Raw genomic sequence first — 18,260 nt, forward strand, 5'->3', positions numbered from 1 at the left:
CGCGACGGATACGTCGGAACTGCTTTACGTCAATGCGAAGTTCGGCGACGCACAGACCCGGTTCTATCGTTTCCAGGACCCCGACGACAATTCCGTCGATTACTATAACGAGATGGGCAAGAGCATTCGTCAGTTCCTGCTGCGCAACCCGGTTCCCAACGGCACGTTCCGCTCGGGCTTCGGCATGCGGCGTCATCCGATCCTCGGCTTCTCGCGCATGCATACCGGCGTGGACTGGGCCGCACCGCGCGGCACGCCGATCATCGCGGCGGGCAATGGCGTCGTGGAAAAGGCGGGCTGGGATAGCGGCGGGTATGGCAACCAGACGCTCATCCGTCATGCGAACGGTTACGTCTCGTCCTATAACCACCAGAGCGCGATCGCCAAGAACGTCAAGCCCGGCGCACGGGTGGCGCAGGGTCAGGTCATCGGCTGGATCGGAACGACGGGCCTGTCGACCGGTCCGCATCTGCATTACGAGCTGATCGTCAACGGCAACCGCGTCGATCCGCTGCGCATCCGCCTCCCCGGCGGCAAATCGCTGGACGGCCCGGCGCTCGCCCAGTTCGAGGAAGAGCGGCAGCGCATCGACGAACTGCTGGCCAAGGACAATGGCAGCGAAGTCGCCGCCACGCAGTAATACGGCTTCCGGTTGATCAGACCGGAAGCCGTATTCCGTCCATTGAAAATCAGGCCTTCCGGCCAGAGATTTTCGATGGTTCTTGTTTCCGGTTCGCGAAGCGATCAGCCGGAAACCGTATAACAGCGTGGTAGCGATGATGGCGCGCCTGCCGCTCCTGCAGAAACGGAATCAGTGCGGCCGCTTTGCCGCCGTTTCTGCAAGGCTCTCCTGATCCTGAATGTCCCCCTCGCGCGCGGCATCCAGACGCTCGGCAACGCCGGCGTCCGCCGGGTCCTGCTCGCGCCGCCACGGTCTGCGGCCTTTCAGGACGCCGGATTCATGAACAATCTCGGCCACATATTCTTCCTGCCGATAGGCCATCACGTGAATGCCGGAGACGCCCGCGATCTCCTTCACCTCGTTGATGATGTCGATGCAGATCTGCTTGCCTTCCTTCTTCTGGTCGGCAGCACCTTCCAGCCGGGCGATGATCGCATCGGGAATGTGGACGCCCGGCACGTTGGAGCGTATCCAGCGCGCGGTGCGGGCGGATGCCATGGGGCCGACGCCGACGAGGATATGGCAGTGCTCGTGCAGGCCGAGATCGCGCACTTTTTCCATGTAGGCACGAAACATCGGCACATCGAAACAATACTGGCTCTGCACGAACTGCGCGCCCGCCTCGATCTTCTTGGCAAGCCGGTACGGACGGAAATCATATGGCGGCGCGAATGGATTGATGGCGGCGCCGAGAAAGACGCGCGGCGGTGCGGTCAGCTTGCGCCCGGAGAGAAACTTGGCGTGATCCCGCATGATCCGCACCGTTTCCAAGAGCGACATGCAGTCGAGATCGAAGACGGGCTTTGCCCCCGGCTGGTCGCCGGCCTGCACACCGTCACCGGTGAGGCACAGAATATTCGCCACGCCCATGGCGGCGGCACCCAGCACATCGCCCTGAATGGCGATCCGGTTCCGGTCGCGGCAGGAGATCTGCATGATCGGCGCGTAACCCATGCGGGTCAGAAGCGCACAGATGCCGACCGAGGACATATGGCAATTGGCGCCCGACGCATCGACCGCGTTGATGCCGTCTACCCAGCCCTCGAATACGGCGGCCCGGGCATAGACCTCTTCCGGATCGGCACTGTCGGGCGGGTTCAGCTCGGCCGTCACGGCGAACTCGCCGCGCCGAAGCACCTGCTCCAGCCGCCCGCGCGAGGAATGGCCGGGCAGGAGATCGCCAGAAGCGTTTGGGAAACCCCTCATGTCGGGCGTCCAGACGTTGCAGCACGGTTATCCCGCGCCTGCGCCTCGGCTGCCGTCACCCGCAGCCAAGACGAGGTTTTGCGCAACGACTGGTTCACTGGCGGCTGTACGGCAAGGATCGCATCGCCGTTCTCCATCTGCCGCGAACCTTCCCAGGCTTTGACCCAGACGCAGGGCATATCGGGTTCCACTTCGCAGTTTCCATTGGCGCGCACGCCGCCGCAGGGTCCGTTGCGCAATTGCTTCGGGCAGTTCATCGGGCAGGACATGCCGGTGGACGACAGGATGCATTGGCCGCACATGCGACAGTCGAAGAGCAGCCCCTTCACCCCGCGCTCGACCACGGTCACCGGCGCCTCGGCTCTCGCATAGCCGATCGCCCGCCAGAGCGGGTGCAGTGCCAGAAACACCGACGCGAAGCGGTGATAGACCCATTCCAGCAACCGGGAATGGCGCACCGACCAGAGACGGATCGCAAAGCTGCGCTGGCCACGCCGGTTGGGCGAGACTTTGGCGGGCGTATAGGCGCCGATCGCAGCCTTACGGCCGGCCTGCGCATTGCCCTTGTCAGGCTTGGGCGCAGGAGCGAGATCGGAGGGCGAAGGTTTCGTCATATGTATCCGCCTTGTATCGGTCCCGTCGTGCCCATTGTCGTGGTCGTCGTCATAGCCGTCATCCGGCAAATGCTTGCGCGTCTTTTCGACCCGCCGCGCATCCTTGCACGACACGCCGCGACAGTGAAAGCGACGTGCCCCGATACGTCCTACCAGATGCCACGCGACAACCCATTCCGGATCCATGTCCAGACGGGCGGGTGATACCATTGCCGCGATGGACCCGCGACGGTCATCGGCCGAAGCGTCCCCGCCAGCGCATCCTCGACCGCTCGGATGGCGATTCCGGTCGAAGCGGCCGTCTGCAGCAGCGGATAGGTGTGCATCGTATCGCCTTTGCCGGGCGTCATGCGCGTCTGATAGAGAATATCGCCCGTATCGACGCCCGTATCGACCAGATGTACCGTCGCACCGAAATTCTCCTCGTCCCGGTTCACCCGCGCCCAGTATCCGCCCATCAGGCCGCGATATCGGGGATTGATGCCCGCATGGAAATTGATGACCGGACAGGATATCGCCGACAACGTTGTGGCAGACAGCATGCGGCACGAGACGAGGAAGACGACATCCGGCGAAAGCTTGGTCAGCGACTGCAGCGCCTCCGGCGTGTTGATCGATGGTATCGGCACCGTTCTGACGTCGGCATTCGGCACATCCGAGACGCCATAAGTCTCCAGAAGCTCCCGCGCACGGCCTTCGGTAAAACGCTTGCCAAATTTGGAGGCGATCATGGTTGCGAGCTGACCGAGAGCCACCGGCCATCCGAGCTTGCGCGCGCGTCGCCTGACGAAGACGGACTTCGATTCCCCCGGCTCCAGGAGAACGACAACCTCGGAAAAGCGACGGGCAAGCGCATTGATCAGGATCTGCGGATTGCGCCCGCCTGCCGTGACCACGACCACGACACCCGCTCGCTTCATCTCCACCATATCCACGCCTCTGCTCGCCTCGGCACATTTGTCACCGATCCGGCTTACCGGTTGATTAAAGGCATTGCACGCAAAAGGCCTCCCCGGTTTCCCGGGAAGGCCAGATATTGAGGATCAGGCAAGTCGATCAAGCCGCAACGCGGTCTTCGCTTGTGCCGAGCAACTTGAAATTCAGCCGGTCGGACCCTTCCAGCACCTTGATCACGGAGCCATCCGGAATGTCGCCGGACAGGATCTTTTCGGCGAGCGGATCCTGCACATAGCGCTGGATCGTCCGCTTCAGCGGGCGTGCGCCATAGACCGGATCGTAACCGCGTTCCGCCAGCCAATGCCGGGCGTCGCCGTCGAGTTCCAGCGTGATCTTGCGATCGGCCAGCAGCGTCTTCAGCCGTTCGAGCTGAATATCGACGATCGCCCCCATTTCGCCGCGCTTCAGGCGATGGAACAGGATGATCTCATCGACGCGGTTGAGGAACTCCGGCCGGAAGGCCGAGCGCACCACGCCCATCACCTGCTCGCGCACGCTGTCGGTATCCTCGCCTTCGGCAAGTCCCGTCAGGTATTCCGCACCGAGATTCGACGTCATGATGATCATCGTGTTGCGGAAGTCCACCGTCCGGCCCTGCCCGTCGGTCAGCCGGCCGTCATCCAGAACCTGCAGCAGCACGTTGAAGACATCGGGATGGGCTTTCTCGATCTCGTCGAACAGCACGACCTGATAGGGCTTGCGGCGCACGGCCTCCGTCAGCGAACCGCCTTCCTCATAACCGACATAACCCGGAGGTGCGCCGATCAGCCGGGCAACGGAGTGTTTCTCCATATATTCCGACATATCCATGCGCACGAGCGCGGTATCGTCATCGAAGAGGAAGCGTGCGAGCGCCTTGGTCAGTTCCGTCTTGCCGACGCCGGTCGGACCGAGGAAGATGAACGAGCCGATCGGCCGGTTCGGATCCTGAAGCCCGGCACGCGAGCGCCGGACGGCGCGGGAAACGGCCTGCACCGCATCACCCTGCCCCACGACCCATTTTGCCAGTTCGTCTTCCATCCGAAGCAGCTTGTCACGCTCGCCTTCCAGCATCTTGTCCACCGGAATGCCGGTCCAGCGGGAAACGATGTGCGCGATATTATCGGGCGTCACCACTTCCTGCACCATGGATGCAGCCGAACCATCCTGCGCTTCGGACTCCTCCAGCTCCTTTTCGAGCTTCGGGATCTCGCCATAAGCAAGCTCGCCCGCCCGCTGAAACTCGCCCTTGCGCTGGGCGATGGCCAGTTCGTTGCGTGCTTCGTCCAGTTGGCGCTTGAGATCGGCGGCAAGCCCAAGCTTCGACTTTTCCGACTGCCAGCGCGCGGTCAGCGCGTCGGCCTGCTCTTCGAGCCCGGTCAGATCCAGTTCCAGCTTCTCCAGCCGGTCCTTGGAAGCGCGGTCGTTTTCCTTCTTGAGGGCCTCGCGCTCGATCTTCAGCTGCATGATGCGGCGGTCGAGTTCGTCCAGTTCCTCCGGCTTGCTATCCACTTGCATCCGCAGGCGCGATGCGGCCTCGTCCATCAGGTCGATGGCCTTGTCGGGCAGGAAGCGGTCGGTGATGTAGCGGTTCGACAGGGTTGCCGCCGCGACGAGGGCCGCGTCGGAAATCCGCACCTTGTGATGCTGCTCGTACTTTTCCTTCAGGCCACGCAGGATCGAGATCGTGTCCTCGACATCCGGCTCGTTGACCATGACCGGCTGGAACCGGCGGGCGAGCGCCGCATCCTTCTCAACATGCTTGCGGTACTCATCGAGCGTTGTCGCACCGACGCAGTGCAGCTCGCCGCGTGCCAAAGCCGGCTTCAGAAGGTTGGAGGCGTCCATCGCGCCATCGGCCTTGCCGGCACCCACCAGCGTGTGCATCTCGTCGATGAACAGGATGATTTCGCCGGCATCTGCCTGCACTTCCGACAAGATGGCCTTCAGCCGCTCCTCGAACTCACCCCGGAACTTCGCACCGGCGATGAGCGCGCCCATGTCGAGCGCCATCAGCCGCTTGTCCTTCAGGCTTTCCGGCACATCGCCATTGACGATGCGCAAGGCAAGACCTTCGGCGATCGCTGTCTTGCCGACGCCGGGTTCGCCGATCAGCACCGGATTGTTCTTCGTGCGGCGCGAAAGCACCTGGATCGTGCGGCGGATTTCATCGTCACGGCCAATCACCGGGTCGAGCTTGCCATCACGCGCATCGGCCGTCAGGTCGCGCGCATATTTCTTCAGCGCATCGAAACCGGCCTCGGCATTGGCGCTGTCGGCGGTGCGGCCCTTGCGGATCTCGTTGATCGCCTGGTTCAGCCGTGCTGCGGTCACGCCCGTCTTCGAAAGCGTCTGCGCGGTCGAAGCGGACGTTTCCACCGCCAGTGCCAGCAACAGGCGCTCGACGGTCACGAAACTGTCGCCCGCCTTCTTGGAGGCTTCTTCGGCGGTCGTGAAGACCTTGGCCAGTGGCTGCGATAAAGCGATGCCGCCATTCCCGCCGGAAACCTTCGGCAGCTTGGCCAGTGCTGCATCATTGGCAAGCCTGGCGTCCTTTGCACGACCGCCCGCACGCTCGATCAGCGACGCCGCCATGCCCTGGTCGTCATCGAGCAGCACTTTCAGCACATGCTCGGGTGTGAACTGGGGATGGCCCACTGACAGCGCATAGGTCTGCGCCGATTGCAGGAAACCGCGCACGCGTTCGGAATATTTCTCGATATCCATCGTCTACCTCCTTGGAACCGGAACGCCCATGCGGCACGCCCCGGCGGTTGGGATCGGGCTCCCGAAATCGGCAAGCCCGGGTTCGCGGTGAGGACGCTGCGGATCGCCTCGCCCTCCCGCTTCGACCTGAGATATGGGAGGCGTTTTTGCCGAATTAAAGAGCAGAATTCACGTCATTTCGATTTGCGGCGAGATTGTTCCATCTTGATCGGACGCTTGCAAAAGGACCGGATCGACGATCCAGCCTTCCAGCGGATCGGCATGCGGCGGAATGCCGAAACCGGCCTCTCTCTGCCCATAAGCCCAGCCCGCCTGAACCGCACAAAGGAGCGCATCCAGCGCGTCCCCGCTCGGATCTTCGGCAAGCGAGCGCGGTGCCTCGATCCGCAGGCCGGACAAGGATCGGTCCGACTTGGCATCGCAAAGGATATCGAACAGATCGAGGCGGGCCAACAGATGCTCCGCCGTCTGCAGACTGCGCGTATCGTTCTTGTAGGATCGCCGCCCGATCAGCCGCCGCGCCATGACGCCGGGATAGGCCTCCACCACGACACGGCTCGGGTCGCCCGCCCGAAGAAGCGGCAGATGCACATCGGATTCGAGCAGCCGGCGCGCACCCTCATAAAACATCAAACCGACCGGCACCCCATGGAGCTTCTGCGGGCTGATCCCGCCTGTGCTTTTATCGATGAACCGCTGGTGCTCTTTGTCGCCGGGCGCGCGAGGCAAACGGTACTGCGTGAGCGCCGCGTAGAACTGCGCACGCGACAGGCTGGCGACGTGACCGACATAAGCTTCCCACGACAAAGGCCAGCCGACCGTCTCGATGAATCGGCGAGACTGCCCGAAGGGAAAGTCGAGCCCGGCAATCCAGGGACCCGACGCGGCGAGAAAGCCAGTGAAGCCGTCGAAATTCGTCCAGCGATGCATCTCTGCGAACCGCAACGTCCCGCCATCCAGCCGGCATTCGACGCAGGTGATCGGCTTTTGCCGCGAGGGAGCGGAGGTGAAATCCACACCAAAAACCCTCATCCCATCGCCGCCCGGCATGGTCTCCCGGTCCCCGAGCCTTGCAACCTGGAAAAGCGGCGGCATAGGCGATCCGCCGGAGCGAGAAGCCGCCTCATGTTTCATCGCCGGCTTCAACACAGGCAACACGGTCATCGCCTGAAGGATCGCAGCGACATGCATCGACTGACCAATCAGTCCGGTGCCCAAACCAGCAAGCACTGTTTCGATCGGCAGAAGCTCGACCGTCAACCCATTTTCTTCCGGATCGAGCTGTTGCTCGCCCACGCGGACGACGTCGCGCGCAAGAAACGCATGCACGCGGTTCGTCTGCATCGAAGGATTGGGATAGAGCGAACTCAGCCATTCCATCCGCTCGCAGCGATAGCCGGTTTCCTCCAGAAGCTCCCGCCTCGCCGCCGCCTCTGGATCGACATCGCTCGCTTCCATGCTGCCGGCCGGCGCTTCCAGCAAAACCTTTCCCGCAGCATGCCGATACTGGCGGACCAGCACCATCTGCCCGTCCGGTGTGATCGCGACGACGGCCACCCAGTCGGGATAGGTCAGCACATAATAAGGATCGACGCGCAACCCGAACGGAGTCTCACAGGCATCCGCACGGACATCGATATGCCGATCGCGGAGCAGAGACCGCGAATGCAGGATCTTCCAGGTCTCGTCATTCCCAGCCATGGCTGGCCCCCTCCCCTTACGATGATGCGTGACCATATCCCCATTCGCGTCGCCGTGACGACGTTTCACACAGCATGCATCCCATCTGTAAGAATTGACAAACGTTTCGGAAGACCCAAGGTCGAAGAGAGCCTGACCCAAGGCAATCCGACGATCCCGGAACCCCTATCTATGCCACTCGCGCACCTGCCGGCCTCGTTTCGGACTATGCTCTTGGCCCTTGTGCTCTTCAGCCTCGTCGCGGGCCAAGCATTCGCGGCCGGAAACACCCCGTGCAGTGGCAGGAAAAGCGGCGTCGATCACTGTCAGGGAGAGCGCTTCATCTGCCGCGACGGCTCGATCAGCGCCAGCAAGGGATCCTGCTCGGCCACCCATCGACCGCTCGGGCTCCACGGGCATCATCCCACCCAGCACCGGCAACAGGCACGATGACATGCGACTGTCGCAGCGGCACATTCTGCACCGGCCCACGCGGCGGCCGGTTCTGCCTCTCCGACAGCGGCAAAAAGAGCTATTTGCGGAAGTAGAACCGCCCACGAAAAAGGGCGCCGTTGCCGCCGCCCTTTCCATGCCTGTTGGTCTTGCGACCGATTATTCGGAGTCAGCCAAAGCCGGCGCTTCCGGTTGTTCGCCGGCGGCACCCTCTTCCGCGGTACCTTCGGTGCGACGCGGGCGGCGGGCGCGCGGGGCAGCCCGACGGCGTGGCGCGCGGCCTGCGGCCTCCTCTTCGATGGCGACTTCGGCGGGCGTGCCTTCAATGTCCGGCTGCGGACCGGTGCCGTCGATGACAGTTTCCGGCGTTGCGGCAACGGGATGCTCGACAGCGACAGGGCGCTCGGCCCGGGGCTGACGCTCGGCACGCGGTGCACGTTCGGGACGCTCCGGACGTTCAGCGCGTTCGGGCCGTTCAGCACGCTGCTCCGTCCGCTCGGGCCGTTCCGTCTGCTCGCTGCGGTCCGCACGTTCCGTTCGCTCGGGGCGATCCGCCTGAACCGGACGCTCATTGCGCTCGGCGCGGTCCTGACGGTCTGGCCGTTCGTTGCGCTCCGTCCGCTGCTGCGGCTGTGGCTGCTGCTGGCGTGGCTGCTCGCGGCGGGGTGTCGGCTGCTGCATGACCGGCTGATCGTCGTAGCCCTGATCCTGATCGTCGTCCATCATGCCGTCACGGTCGTTACCGTCCATGTCGTTGCCTTCATAAGACGGGCGATCGTCACGCTGGAAACGTTCCTGCATCTGCGCCTGTGCGGCTGCGATGATGCGGTTGTAGTGCTCGGCATGCTGAAGATAGTTTTCGGCGATGACCCGGTCGCCGGAGCTCTGCGCATCGCGCGCGAGCGTCGTGTACTTCTCGGCGATATGCTGCGCGGTGCCGCGGATCTTCACGTCAGGGCCGGAGCTGTCATATGTCCGGGTGAGCGGGTTCTGCCCCTTCCGGTTATGATTGTTATTACCGCCGCCGCCGCCGCCATTGTTATTGTTGTTATTATTGTTGTTACGCCCACGGCCGCGCTTGTTCTGCTGTCCTGGCCTCATCCTATCGTCACCCGAAATCTCTTGATCATGATGGTTCATATGGCGTCCGGCCTCATGGCTCCGGCCATCGTGGTAAACACCTCCTCGCAGCTCCCGACATAAGGGGAGTCGGAACGAGAAGGCACGCCGCGACCCAGCAGCCTGAAAAGGCATCTCGCTGGTTGGCGTCAAATTAACAGGTACCCGCACCAGGCACTGTCGACCCAAGCTCTTGTGTCAGAAGAGCATTCCCTGCGGAGAGGTCCGACCGGAACGAATCCTGACATCCTTGACCGTCTGCTCAGTGCGTGGCGGCAACCTATCCGTCTTCCCGGCCAATTCCAAGCCTTTTCTTTGCGTCTGCGAAAAGAACATCGCATTACCAAGGCAGTAAACGGCCTGTTTTCAACAGGCTGGAAGGCCTGCAGCGTATGGCTTGCCAGCATTGGCACGGCGAAAGACAAGCACCCGGTCGTTTCCACCGAGATCGCGCAGGAAAGCCGTTCTCTCGAAACCTTCTACGTCAAAGATCTGCGTCACGCTGTCCTTCTGGTCGAAGCCGATTTCCAGCCCGACCATGCCCTCATCTTCGAGGAAGGCGGCCGCGTGCACGGCGATCATACGGTAAGCATCCAGCCCGTCCGCGCCCCCGTCGAGCGCCAGCATAGGATCGAAAAGCCGGACCTCGGGGTCCAGCCCGTCGATGATATCCGAACGGATGTAAGGCGGGTTCGAGACGATGAGATGATAACGCCCGTCGATCGTCTCGAACCAGTCGCTCCGCACGGTCCGGAAACGATCGGAGAGACCGTGAACCTGCGCATTGGCGGCGGCGGTCGAAAGGGCATCCTCGGAAAGATCGACACCGACACCCGTGGCCTCGGCAACCTCGCTCAGAAGTACAAGGCAGATCGCCCCCGTGCCTGTGCCGAGGTCGAGGATTCGACACTGCCCGACCCGCGCAACCGTGGCCCGCACATGCGGCAGCATGGCCTCGACAAGCGTTTCCGTATCCGGCCGCGGCTCCAGCGTTTCCGGCGAGAGCGACAAGGTCAGCCCGTAGAAATCCCGCGTGCCGAGAATGCGGTGCAGCGGTTCGCGGGCCAACCGCCGCCCGATCCCGGCCCGGATCAAAGCCACCTTGTCCGCCGCCACGACGTCCCCGCCCCGGCTCATCAGCCCTGTCGGCGTCAGGCCGAGCAAACCGCCGACCAGAATGCGCGCTTCCTGCGCCGGATCGTCGAAATCGGCCTGCCGCAGCGCCGTCCGCATCTCGGCGAGCAGGCTGTCGATCGTGTCGGTCACCGGTCAGCCCTGCTGTTCGCCGAGACGGGCGAGCTGGTCGGCCTGATAGTCTGCCAGCAGCGCATCCACCACCTCGTCGATCTCGCCCATCATCATCCGGTCGATTTTGTAGAGCGTCAGGTTGATACGATGATCGGTCACCCGCCCTTGCGGAAAATTATAGGTCCGAATGCGTTCGGACCGGTCGCCGGAACCGACCTGGCTCTTGCGGGAGGCAGAACGCTCGCTGTCCGCCTTCTGCCGCTCCATGTCATAAAGGCGCGAGCGCAGGACCTGCATGGCTTTCGCCTTGTTCTGGTGCTGCGATTTTTCCGAACTCGTGACCACGATGCCGGACGGCATATGCGTGATGCGCACCGCACTATCCGTCGTGTTGACGTGCTGGCCGCCCGCACCCGACGAGCGCATCGTATCGATGCGAATGTCCTCGGCGCGAATCTCGATGTCGATATCCTCCGCCTCCGGCAGCACGGCGACGGTGGCGGCGGAGGTGTGGATGCGCCCCTGCGTTTCCGTATCCGGCACGCGCTGGACGCGATGCACGCCCGATTCGAACTTCAGCTTGGAGAAAACACCGCGCCCGGTCACCGTTGCGATGATTTCCTTGAACCCGCCGGCATCGCCGTCGCTGGCGCTGAGCACCTCGACCTTCCAGCCCTTGTCGGCGGCATAGCGCTCATACATGCGGAAGAGATCGCCGGCGAAAAGTGCGGCCTCCGAGCCGCCGGTTCCTGCGCGGATTTCGAGGATCGCACTCTTCTCGTCGGCGGCATCCCTCGGCAGAAGCAGGATCTGCATCTCGCTGGCGAGCGTTTCCAGCCGCGCCTCGATCTCCGGCTTCTCCATTTCAGCGAGGTCGCGCATCTCACGGTCGGTCGCCTTATCGGACAGCAGCGCTTCGATATCGGCAAGCTCAGCGCCGGCCTTCTCATACTCGCGGATCTTGGCAACAACAGGCTGGAGCTCGGAATATTCGGATGCCAGCTTCACATAGACATCAGCCGCCGGTCCGGCCGACATACGCGCCTCGATCTCCCCGAACCGCCGCTCCAGCTCCCGCATTTTCTCGACAGGTAATGTGGCCAATGCTTACTCCAGGCCGCTACGCGGCAAATGATCGAATGCCAGAACGCCGGAAGCCTCGTTGGCGGCGACCTAGCAAAACAAGAAAGACCCTCTCTGCCCTGACGGGCATCTCCCCCACAAGGGGGGGGGGAAAAGACTTGGGGCTGCCCCTCGCCCAGCTTCAGCCGTTCATACTTGAGGTCCGCTTCCAGTGAACAGGCGGGAACACGAGCGCGTGTCACTAGTCTTCCCCCCCCTTGTGGGGGAGATGCCCGGCAGGGCAGAGAGGGCCTTCCTTAGCCACCCCAAAGCCCCGGCCCTACAATGGAATCTCATTCTCCGCCGCAAACGCCTTCAACAGTTCCCGCGGCGTGCGCGTTCCCTTCGTATCGTCCAGCAAGGCGTTCAGCTCCGGCGAAAGCCTTGCCAGGTCCGTCGCCAGCAGCATCGCCTTGACCGGCCCGACGGCCGTCGGGGACATCGACAGGGAGCGGAAACCGATCGCGAGCAGCGCTAAGGCCGAGAGCGGCTTCGACGCCATCTCGCCACAGAGCGTGACGGACGTGGTGTTGCGCTCGCCGGCGCGCACGATATCGCGCAGCATGCGCAGGAAGGGCCGGCTCAACACGTCGAAGCGATCCGAAACGCGCGAATTGCCGCGATCCACCGCCATGGCGAACTGGAACAGGTCGTTGGAGCCGACCGAAACGAAATCGACCTCGCTCATCAGCTCGTCCAGCTGATAGAGAAGGGCTGGAACTTCCAGCATCGCGCCGAACTGCAACTTGCGCGGCAGTTGCTCGCCCACCTTCGACTGGCGCTGGATTTCCTTTTGCAGCAGCTCGCGCACCGCCTTCAGCTCGAAAACCTCCGTCACCATCGGCAGCATGATGCGCAGTTCCTGACCGGCAGACGCCCGCAGCATCGCGCGCAGCTGCGTGCGCAAGAGGCCGGGCCGGTCGAGCGACAGGCGGATCGCCCGCCAGCCGAGCGCCGGATTTTCCTCTTCCGCAGCCCGGAAATAGGGCACGACCTTGTCGCCGCCGATATCGAGCGTGCGGAAAGTCACCGGCTTGCCGGCTGCCTGTTTCAGAACGTTGCGGTAGAAGGCCTCCTGCTCCTCCATGCGCGGCATGGTCGAGGCGATCATGAACTGAAGTTCGGTGCGGAACAGGCCGATGCCCTCCGCACCCGATTCATCCAGCTGCGGCAGATCCACCATCAGGCCGGCATTCATCTGCAACCTGATGCGGCTGCCGTCCCTGGTGATCGGCTCGACACCGCGCAGCGCACGAAACTGCTCCTGACGCCGCGCGCGCAGGCGAACCTTCTCTTCATAGGCCCGCTGAAGGTCGGCCATCGGGCGCAGATGCACCTTGGCATCGTCGCCGTCGATGATCATCGCATCGCCGTTTTCGGCCAGCGCGACGGCGCCCGCCGCCTGGCCGACGACCGGAATGCCCATGGCACGGGCGACGATGACCACATGGCTCGTCACCGCACCGTCCTCAAGGACGAGACCGCGAATATTCTCGCGGGGATAGTCGAGCAGTTCGGCCGCCCCCATCGCCCGCGCGACGACCACGGCATCGACCGGGAAATCCTTGTCCGAGACCCGCGCGCCATAGCCTGTCAGCTGCCGCAGCAAACGGTTCGCCAGATCGTCGAAATCGTGCATGCGTTCGCGCAGATACGGATCCGTCAGGCGCATCATGCGCGCCTTGGTCTCGCTCTGCACACGCTCGACGGCCGCTTCCGCCGTCAGGCCGTTGCGAATGGCCTCTTCGAGCTTGCGCACCCAGCCCCGGTCATGCGCAAACATGCGGTAGGCCTCAAGCACCGCCCGGTGCTCGCCCTCCATGGAGACGTCGCGACGCGAAAGCATGTCGTCGATGGAGATGCGCAACGAGCCCAGGCTTTCGCCGAGCCGAGAAAGCTCCTTGTCCGTATCGTCGTTCAGCAGATTGGTAACGACGATACGCGGTTCGTGGAGCACGACATAGCCGAGGCCCACGCCCTCGTTGAACCCGGAGCCCTCGATAGTGACCGGACGCGACAGGTCGAGTTCGAGGCCCGGCCGGGTAATCTTCTTGAGTTCGCCGGTCGCCACCATTTCGGCCAGCACCATGGCGGTGGTCTCGAGCGCTTCCACCTCGTCGTCGCGATAGGTACGGCTCGCCTTGTTCTGCACCACGAGAACGCCAAGCGACCGCCCGGTGCGCAGGATCGGCACGCCGAGGAAGGAGTGATAGACCTCCTCGCCTGTTTCCGGCAGGTAGGTGAAGGCGGGGTGCGACTGTGCGTCGGAGAGATTGAGCGGACGCGCGCTGGCGGCAATCGTACCGACGAGGCCCTGCCCCATCTGAAGCTGGGCCAGATGCACGGCATCCTTGTTCAGGCCCTCTGTGGCGTAGAGTTCGAGCACGCCGTCGGAGCGCAGCACATAGACCGAGCAGACTTCCGCGACCATGTTCTGCGCGATCTGGCGCACGATCCGGTCAAGCCGCTCCTGCGGCTCGAGCGGCTCCGCCATGAGTTCGCGCAGCCGCTTGAGAAGAACGCGTGGACCGGACAGGTCTCTCATCGCGCAACGTCTCCCCGATCAAAGAGTGGGGGTGCAGGCACCCCGGGCCGGCAGCACGTCGGCCGCTTCGCTTAAGTCTTATCCAGCCCGTAGACGGAATGCAAAGTCCGAACGGCCAATTCGGCGTACGCACCGTCGATCAGGATGGAAATCTTGATTTCCGAGGTGGTGATCGCCTTGATGTTGATGCCCTTTTCGGCCAGCGCGCGGAAAGCGGACGCAGCAACGCCCGCATGACTGCGCATGCCGATGCCGATGACCGACACCTTGGCGAGACCCGATTCGTTCTGGATGACGTCGAACCCGATCTTGTCCTTCTCCGCGTCGAGCACGCGCAGCGCCTTGTCCACATCGCCGGCCGGCACCGTAAAGGTCATGTCGGTCTTCGATCCGTCCTCCGAAATATTCTGAACGATCATATCGACATTGATGTGGGCTTCGGCGAGAGGGCCGAAGATCGCGGCGGAGACACCCGGGCGATCGGCCAGACGCCGCAGCGAAATTTGCGCCTCATCCTTGGCATAGGCGATGCCGGTTACGACTTCCTGTTCCACGATCTCTTCCTCATCACAAATCAGCGTTCCCGGCGGGTTCAAAAGATCGCCCATGCCGGGCGCGTCCGGGTCTTCGAAACTGGAGCGCACGAAGGTGCGGACCTTGTGCACCATGGCAAGCTCGACCGAGCGGACCTGGAGGACCTTGGCGCCGAGCGACGCCATTTCGAGCATTTCCTCGAAAGCGATCTTCTTCAGGCGGCGCGCCTTCGGCACGATGCGCGGGTCTGTCGTGTAGACGCCGTCCACGTCGGTGTAGATGTCGCAACGATCGGCCTTCACCGCAGCCGCGATGGCGACCGCGCTCGTATCCGAGCCGCCGCGGCCGAGCGTCGCGATCCGGTTATCGGGGCCGATGCCCTGAAAGCCGGCGATGACGGCGACCTGCCCCTCGCCGAAGCGGCGAATGAGGTCGGAGCCGTCGATATCCATGATTCGCGCGGCACCATGGGCGTTGTCGGTGCGGATCGGGATCTGCCAGCCCTGCCAGGAGCGGGCGTTGATGCCGATGTGCTGGAGCGCGATCGCCAGCAGCCCCGAGGTCACCTGCTCGCCCGAGGCGACGACGGCGTCATACTCGCGGGCATCGTGCATGGGCGAGGCGTCGCGCGTCCAGCCGACGAGCTCGTTGGTCTTCCCCGACATGGCGGAAACGACGACGGCCACCTCGTGTCCGGCATCCACCTCGCGTTTCACATGACGGGCGACGACCCGGATGCGTTCCATGTCCGCGACGGAGGTTCCGCCGAATTTCATCACGATGCGTGCCATCTGCCTCTACCGGTACCAGAGATTGCGCGCGCCGCGCGCCTGCCGAAGTTGGCGGCTTCCTTAGCGAAGTTGCCGGAAACGCGCAATGGCCAGCGAGGGATGTGGCTGGGATGCCCGAGCGACCGAGAGCGAGGACGTGTCGCAGCCCTTGACAAGAGCCGGGTGCCGGACGACTTCACCAATAACGCTTGAGTTTTCCGGAGACGACATCATGACCGACGCGGCCCGCACGACCATCGACCAGTCCGAAGTCGATCGCTTCTCGGCGCTGGCGGCGGAATGGTGGAACCCGCATGGCAAGTTCAAGCCGCTGCACAAGTTCAATCCGGTCCGGCTCGGCTATATCCGCGATCGCGCTGCCGAAACCTTCGGCCGCGACCCGAAGGCACCGCGTCCGCTGGAAGGCCTTCGCCTCCTCGATATCGGCTGCGGTGGCGGCCTCCTCTCCGAGCCGATGGCGCGCATGGGCGCGAATGTGGTCGGTGCCGACGCCTCCGAGAAGAACATCCGCATCGCCGAGACGCACGCGGCCGGCAGCGGCGTCACCGTCGATTACCGCGCGGTCACCGCCGAAGCGCTGGCCGAAGCCGGCGAGACCTTTGATATCGTACTCAACATGGAAGTCGTGGAGCATGTCTCCGACGTCGATTTCTTCCTCTCCACATGCGCCTCGATGGTCCGCCCGGGCGGAATGATGGTGATCGCCACGATCAACCGTACGATGAAGGCCGCAGCGCTCGCCATCTTCGCCGCCGAAAACGTCCTGCGCTGGCTGCCGCGCGGCACGCATCAATATGAAAAGCTGGTCCGTCCGGAAGAGATCGAGAAGCCGCTCTCGGCATCGGGCCTCACGATCACGGAGCGCACCGGCGTCTTCTTCAGCCCTTTCACGAACCAGTGGAACCTGTCACGCGACATGGACGTCAATTACATGATGATCGCCAAGCGCCCGCGCGACTGATCACGCGGAAAGACGACGCGCTCGTCAGTTTACCTCGTCGGGAAGGATGGGCAGCGGCGCGACGTCTATGCCTTCTTCGATCAGCGCCCGTGCCTCTTCCACCGTAGCGCGCCCGATCAATCCGCGAGCGTCGGCTTCGCCATAGTGGATCTTGCGGGCTTCTTCCGGAAACTTCTCGCCGACATCCTCCGCATTGGCGCGTATGTTGGACACCATTTCGCGGATCTTGGAGATCGCCGCCTGCTGCGCCTGGTCCATCATCAGGCCGCGCTGCTTCTCCTTGCGCCGCCCGGTCGAGAGCGCCGGCGCCATCAGCGCGCGGCTGACCGAGGCGGTGCCGCAGACAGGACAGGTCACCAGCCCGCTTTCGGACTGCGCCTCGAAGTCGGCGCTCGACCCGAACCAGCCCTCGAAGCCGTGGCCCTTGTCGCAGGTCAGCGCATACCGGATCACGCGGCGAAGCCCCCACTCACCGGAGCAGAGGCACCCACGGGCGCGACCGAAAAGTCACGGGCGTTCTTCAGGTTCGGGATCTTGCCGCGCGCGGCGGCAACCGCGGATATATCGATATCCGCCGTGATCACGGCTTCGCCGCTCGGGCCGGCTTCGGCAAGGATGCGGCCCCAGGGATCGACGATCATCGAATGCCCGAACGTCTCGCGCCCATCCTCATGCACGCCGCCCTGCGCCGCAGCGATGAGGAAAAAGCCGTTTTCGATGGCACGCGCCCGCAGCAGGATTTCCCAGTGCGCCTCGCCGGTCTGGCGTGTGAAGGCTGCGGGAACGGTCATGATCTGCGCCCCGGCCACCGCCTGCCGGCGGAAAAGCTCCGGGAATCGCACATCGTAGCAGATCGAAAAACCCAGCTGACCGAACGGCAGATCGGCAACCTGCGCCGTCTCGCCCGGCGTATAGGCGGAGCTTTCGCGCCAGCTTTCGCCATTGTCGAGATCGACGTCGAACATGTGGATCTTGTCGTAATGGCAGATTTTCGCGCCATCCGGCCCGAACAGAAAGCCGCGATTGGCGATCTTCCCGTCATCGAGACCGATAGCGGTCGAGCCGATATGCAGGTGGATGCCAAGCTCGGCGGCCAGATCGCGCGCCGTGCGCACGATCACGTCGTCGTCTTCGCCCCGCAGAGAAGCCCGCAGCGCCGCACGGTCGCGTTGCAGCGCCCCGGTCATTTCCGGCGTCTGCACATAGGTAGCGCCGCTCGCTGCGGCATCGCGAACGAGGTCCGCCATGGCAGCGGCGTTTTTCCCGGGCGCTGTGCCGGAGCACATCTGGACGGCGGCGACGCGGAAGGTCATGGCGCCGATATCCTCAGGCCGCCAGCATGGGGTCGAGCTTGCCGGCCTTGTCGAGCGCATGCAGATCGTCGCAGCCACCGACATGGGTTCCGTTGATGAAGATCTGCGGGAACGTCGATCCACCGTTCGATTTCGCGATCATCTCCTGGCGAAGATCGGGCGAATAGGTCGCGTCATGTTCCTCGAACGAGACGCCCTTGCTGGAAAGAAGCTTCTTGGCGGCGGCACAATAGCCACAGGCCTGACGGGTATAAAGTACGACGGAAGCCATCTGCGACACCTGTTTTCGGACCGGCAGAGCGCCGGTGCGCTGCGATATCCGACACGTC

The 18,260-nt window shown here is 63.5% G+C and carries 15 protein-coding genes (1 of these 15 running past the window's edge); 2 read left to right on the forward strand and 13 right to left on the reverse strand.

The window, feature by feature from the left end; genetic code table 11:
- On the forward strand, positions 1–640 hold the final stretch of the coding sequence (locus GA0004734_RS16275; RefSeq protein WP_092935343.1) for a M23 family metallopeptidase. 1,328 nt of this gene lie to the left of the window's left edge; only the last 640 of its 1,968 coding nucleotides appear in the window; the start codon falls outside the window, past its left edge; it ends in the stop codon at positions 638–640.
- 171 nt (positions 641–811) lie between these two features.
- Here the strand turns inward: GA0004734_RS16275 and GA0004734_RS16280 are convergent, their stop codons facing one another.
- The 10 genes from GA0004734_RS16280 to GA0004734_RS16335 form a co-directional block, all read right to left on the reverse strand.
- On the reverse strand, positions 812–1,888 hold the full coding sequence (locus GA0004734_RS16280) for a methylenetetrahydrofolate reductase (RefSeq protein ID WP_092935345.1): 1,077 nt from the start codon (positions 1,886–1,888) through the stop codon (positions 812–814).
- Positions 1,885–2,502 carry a methylenetetrahydrofolate reductase C-terminal domain-containing protein gene (locus GA0004734_RS16285; protein WP_092936370.1) on the reverse strand — a complete coding sequence of 206 codons (618 nt, stop codon included), beginning with the start codon at positions 2,500–2,502 and terminating at the stop codon, positions 1,885–1,887. Before GA0004734_RS16285 ends, GA0004734_RS16280 begins: the two co-directional genes overlap by 4 nt.
- Before the next feature lie 149 nt (positions 2,503–2,651).
- The gene (locus tag GA0004734_RS16290; RefSeq protein ID WP_245292444.1) at positions 2,652–3,422 is read right to left on the reverse strand and encodes a formyl transferase; all 771 of its coding nucleotides are present in this window, start codon (positions 3,420–3,422) and stop codon (positions 2,652–2,654) included.
- 136 nt (positions 3,423–3,558) lie between these two features.
- Positions 3,559–6,165 (reverse strand): ATP-dependent chaperone ClpB, encoded by a 2,607-nt coding sequence (clpB, locus tag GA0004734_RS16295; RefSeq protein ID WP_092935349.1) that lies wholly within the window; start codon positions 6,163–6,165, stop codon positions 3,559–3,561.
- Between the two features lie 168 nt (positions 6,166–6,333).
- A complete protein-coding gene (locus GA0004734_RS26425; protein WP_245292445.1) occupies positions 6,334–7,866 on the reverse strand; it encodes an NUDIX hydrolase in 1,533 nt (510 codons plus the stop codon).
- Positions 7,867–8,457: 591 nt separating this feature from the next.
- Positions 8,458–9,399 carry a DUF4167 domain-containing protein gene (locus tag GA0004734_RS16315; protein ID WP_092935351.1) on the reverse strand — a complete coding sequence of 314 codons (942 nt, stop codon included), beginning with the start codon at positions 9,397–9,399 and terminating at the stop codon, positions 8,458–8,460.
- A gap of 384 nt (positions 9,400–9,783) precedes the next feature.
- Complete coding sequence (gene prmC / locus GA0004734_RS16320; protein WP_092935353.1) at positions 9,784–10,683, reverse strand: peptide chain release factor N(5)-glutamine methyltransferase; 900 nt, start codon at positions 10,681–10,683, stop codon at positions 9,784–9,786.
- A 3-nt stretch (positions 10,684–10,686) separates the two neighbouring features.
- Positions 10,687–11,769 carry a peptide chain release factor 1 gene (prfA, locus tag GA0004734_RS16325; RefSeq protein ID WP_092935355.1) on the reverse strand — a complete coding sequence of 361 codons (1,083 nt, stop codon included), beginning with the start codon at positions 11,767–11,769 and terminating at the stop codon, positions 10,687–10,689.
- 298 nt (positions 11,770–12,067) lie between these two features.
- Entirely contained in the window at positions 12,068–14,332 is a 2,265-nt protein-coding gene (ptsP, locus tag GA0004734_RS16330) for a phosphoenolpyruvate--protein phosphotransferase (RefSeq protein ID WP_092935357.1), read from the reverse strand.
- 71 nt (positions 14,333–14,403) lie between these two features.
- The gene (locus tag GA0004734_RS16335) at positions 14,404–15,657 is read right to left on the reverse strand and encodes an aspartate kinase (protein WP_092935359.1); all 1,254 of its coding nucleotides are present in this window, start codon (positions 15,655–15,657) and stop codon (positions 14,404–14,406) included.
- A 211-nt stretch (positions 15,658–15,868) separates the two neighbouring features.
- On the opposite strand from GA0004734_RS16335, the gene ubiG reads away from it, so the two are divergent.
- On the forward strand, positions 15,869–16,618 hold the full coding sequence (gene ubiG, locus GA0004734_RS16340) for a bifunctional 2-polyprenyl-6-hydroxyphenol methylase/3-demethylubiquinol 3-O-methyltransferase UbiG (RefSeq protein ID WP_092935361.1): 750 nt from the start codon (positions 15,869–15,871) through the stop codon (positions 16,616–16,618).
- Positions 16,619–16,642: 24 nt separating this feature from the next.
- On the opposite strand, the gene GA0004734_RS16345 is transcribed toward ubiG, so the two are convergent.
- The 3 genes from GA0004734_RS16345 to grxC are packed head-to-tail and all read right to left on the reverse strand — an operon-like array spanning position 16,643 to position 18,202.
- Positions 16,643–17,071: a DUF1178 family protein gene (locus GA0004734_RS16345; RefSeq protein WP_092935363.1), complete on the reverse strand. Its 429-nt coding sequence runs from the start codon at positions 17,069–17,071 to the stop codon at positions 16,643–16,645.
- On the reverse strand, positions 17,068–17,931 hold the full coding sequence (locus GA0004734_RS16350; protein WP_092935365.1) for a carbon-nitrogen hydrolase family protein: 864 nt from the start codon (positions 17,929–17,931) through the stop codon (positions 17,068–17,070). The genes GA0004734_RS16345 and GA0004734_RS16350 overlap by 4 nt, the downstream gene beginning before the upstream one ends.
- Positions 17,932–17,944: 13 nt before the next feature.
- Positions 17,945–18,202 carry a glutaredoxin 3 gene (grxC, locus tag GA0004734_RS16355; RefSeq protein ID WP_092935367.1) on the reverse strand — a complete coding sequence of 86 codons (258 nt, stop codon included), beginning with the start codon at positions 18,200–18,202 and terminating at the stop codon, positions 17,945–17,947.
- Positions 18,203–18,260: the final 58 nt, after the last annotated feature.

Origin of the sequence: Rhizobium sp. 9140 (assembly GCF_900067135.1) — a bacterium.
GTDB lineage: Bacteria > Pseudomonadota > Alphaproteobacteria > Rhizobiales > Rhizobiaceae > Ferranicluibacter.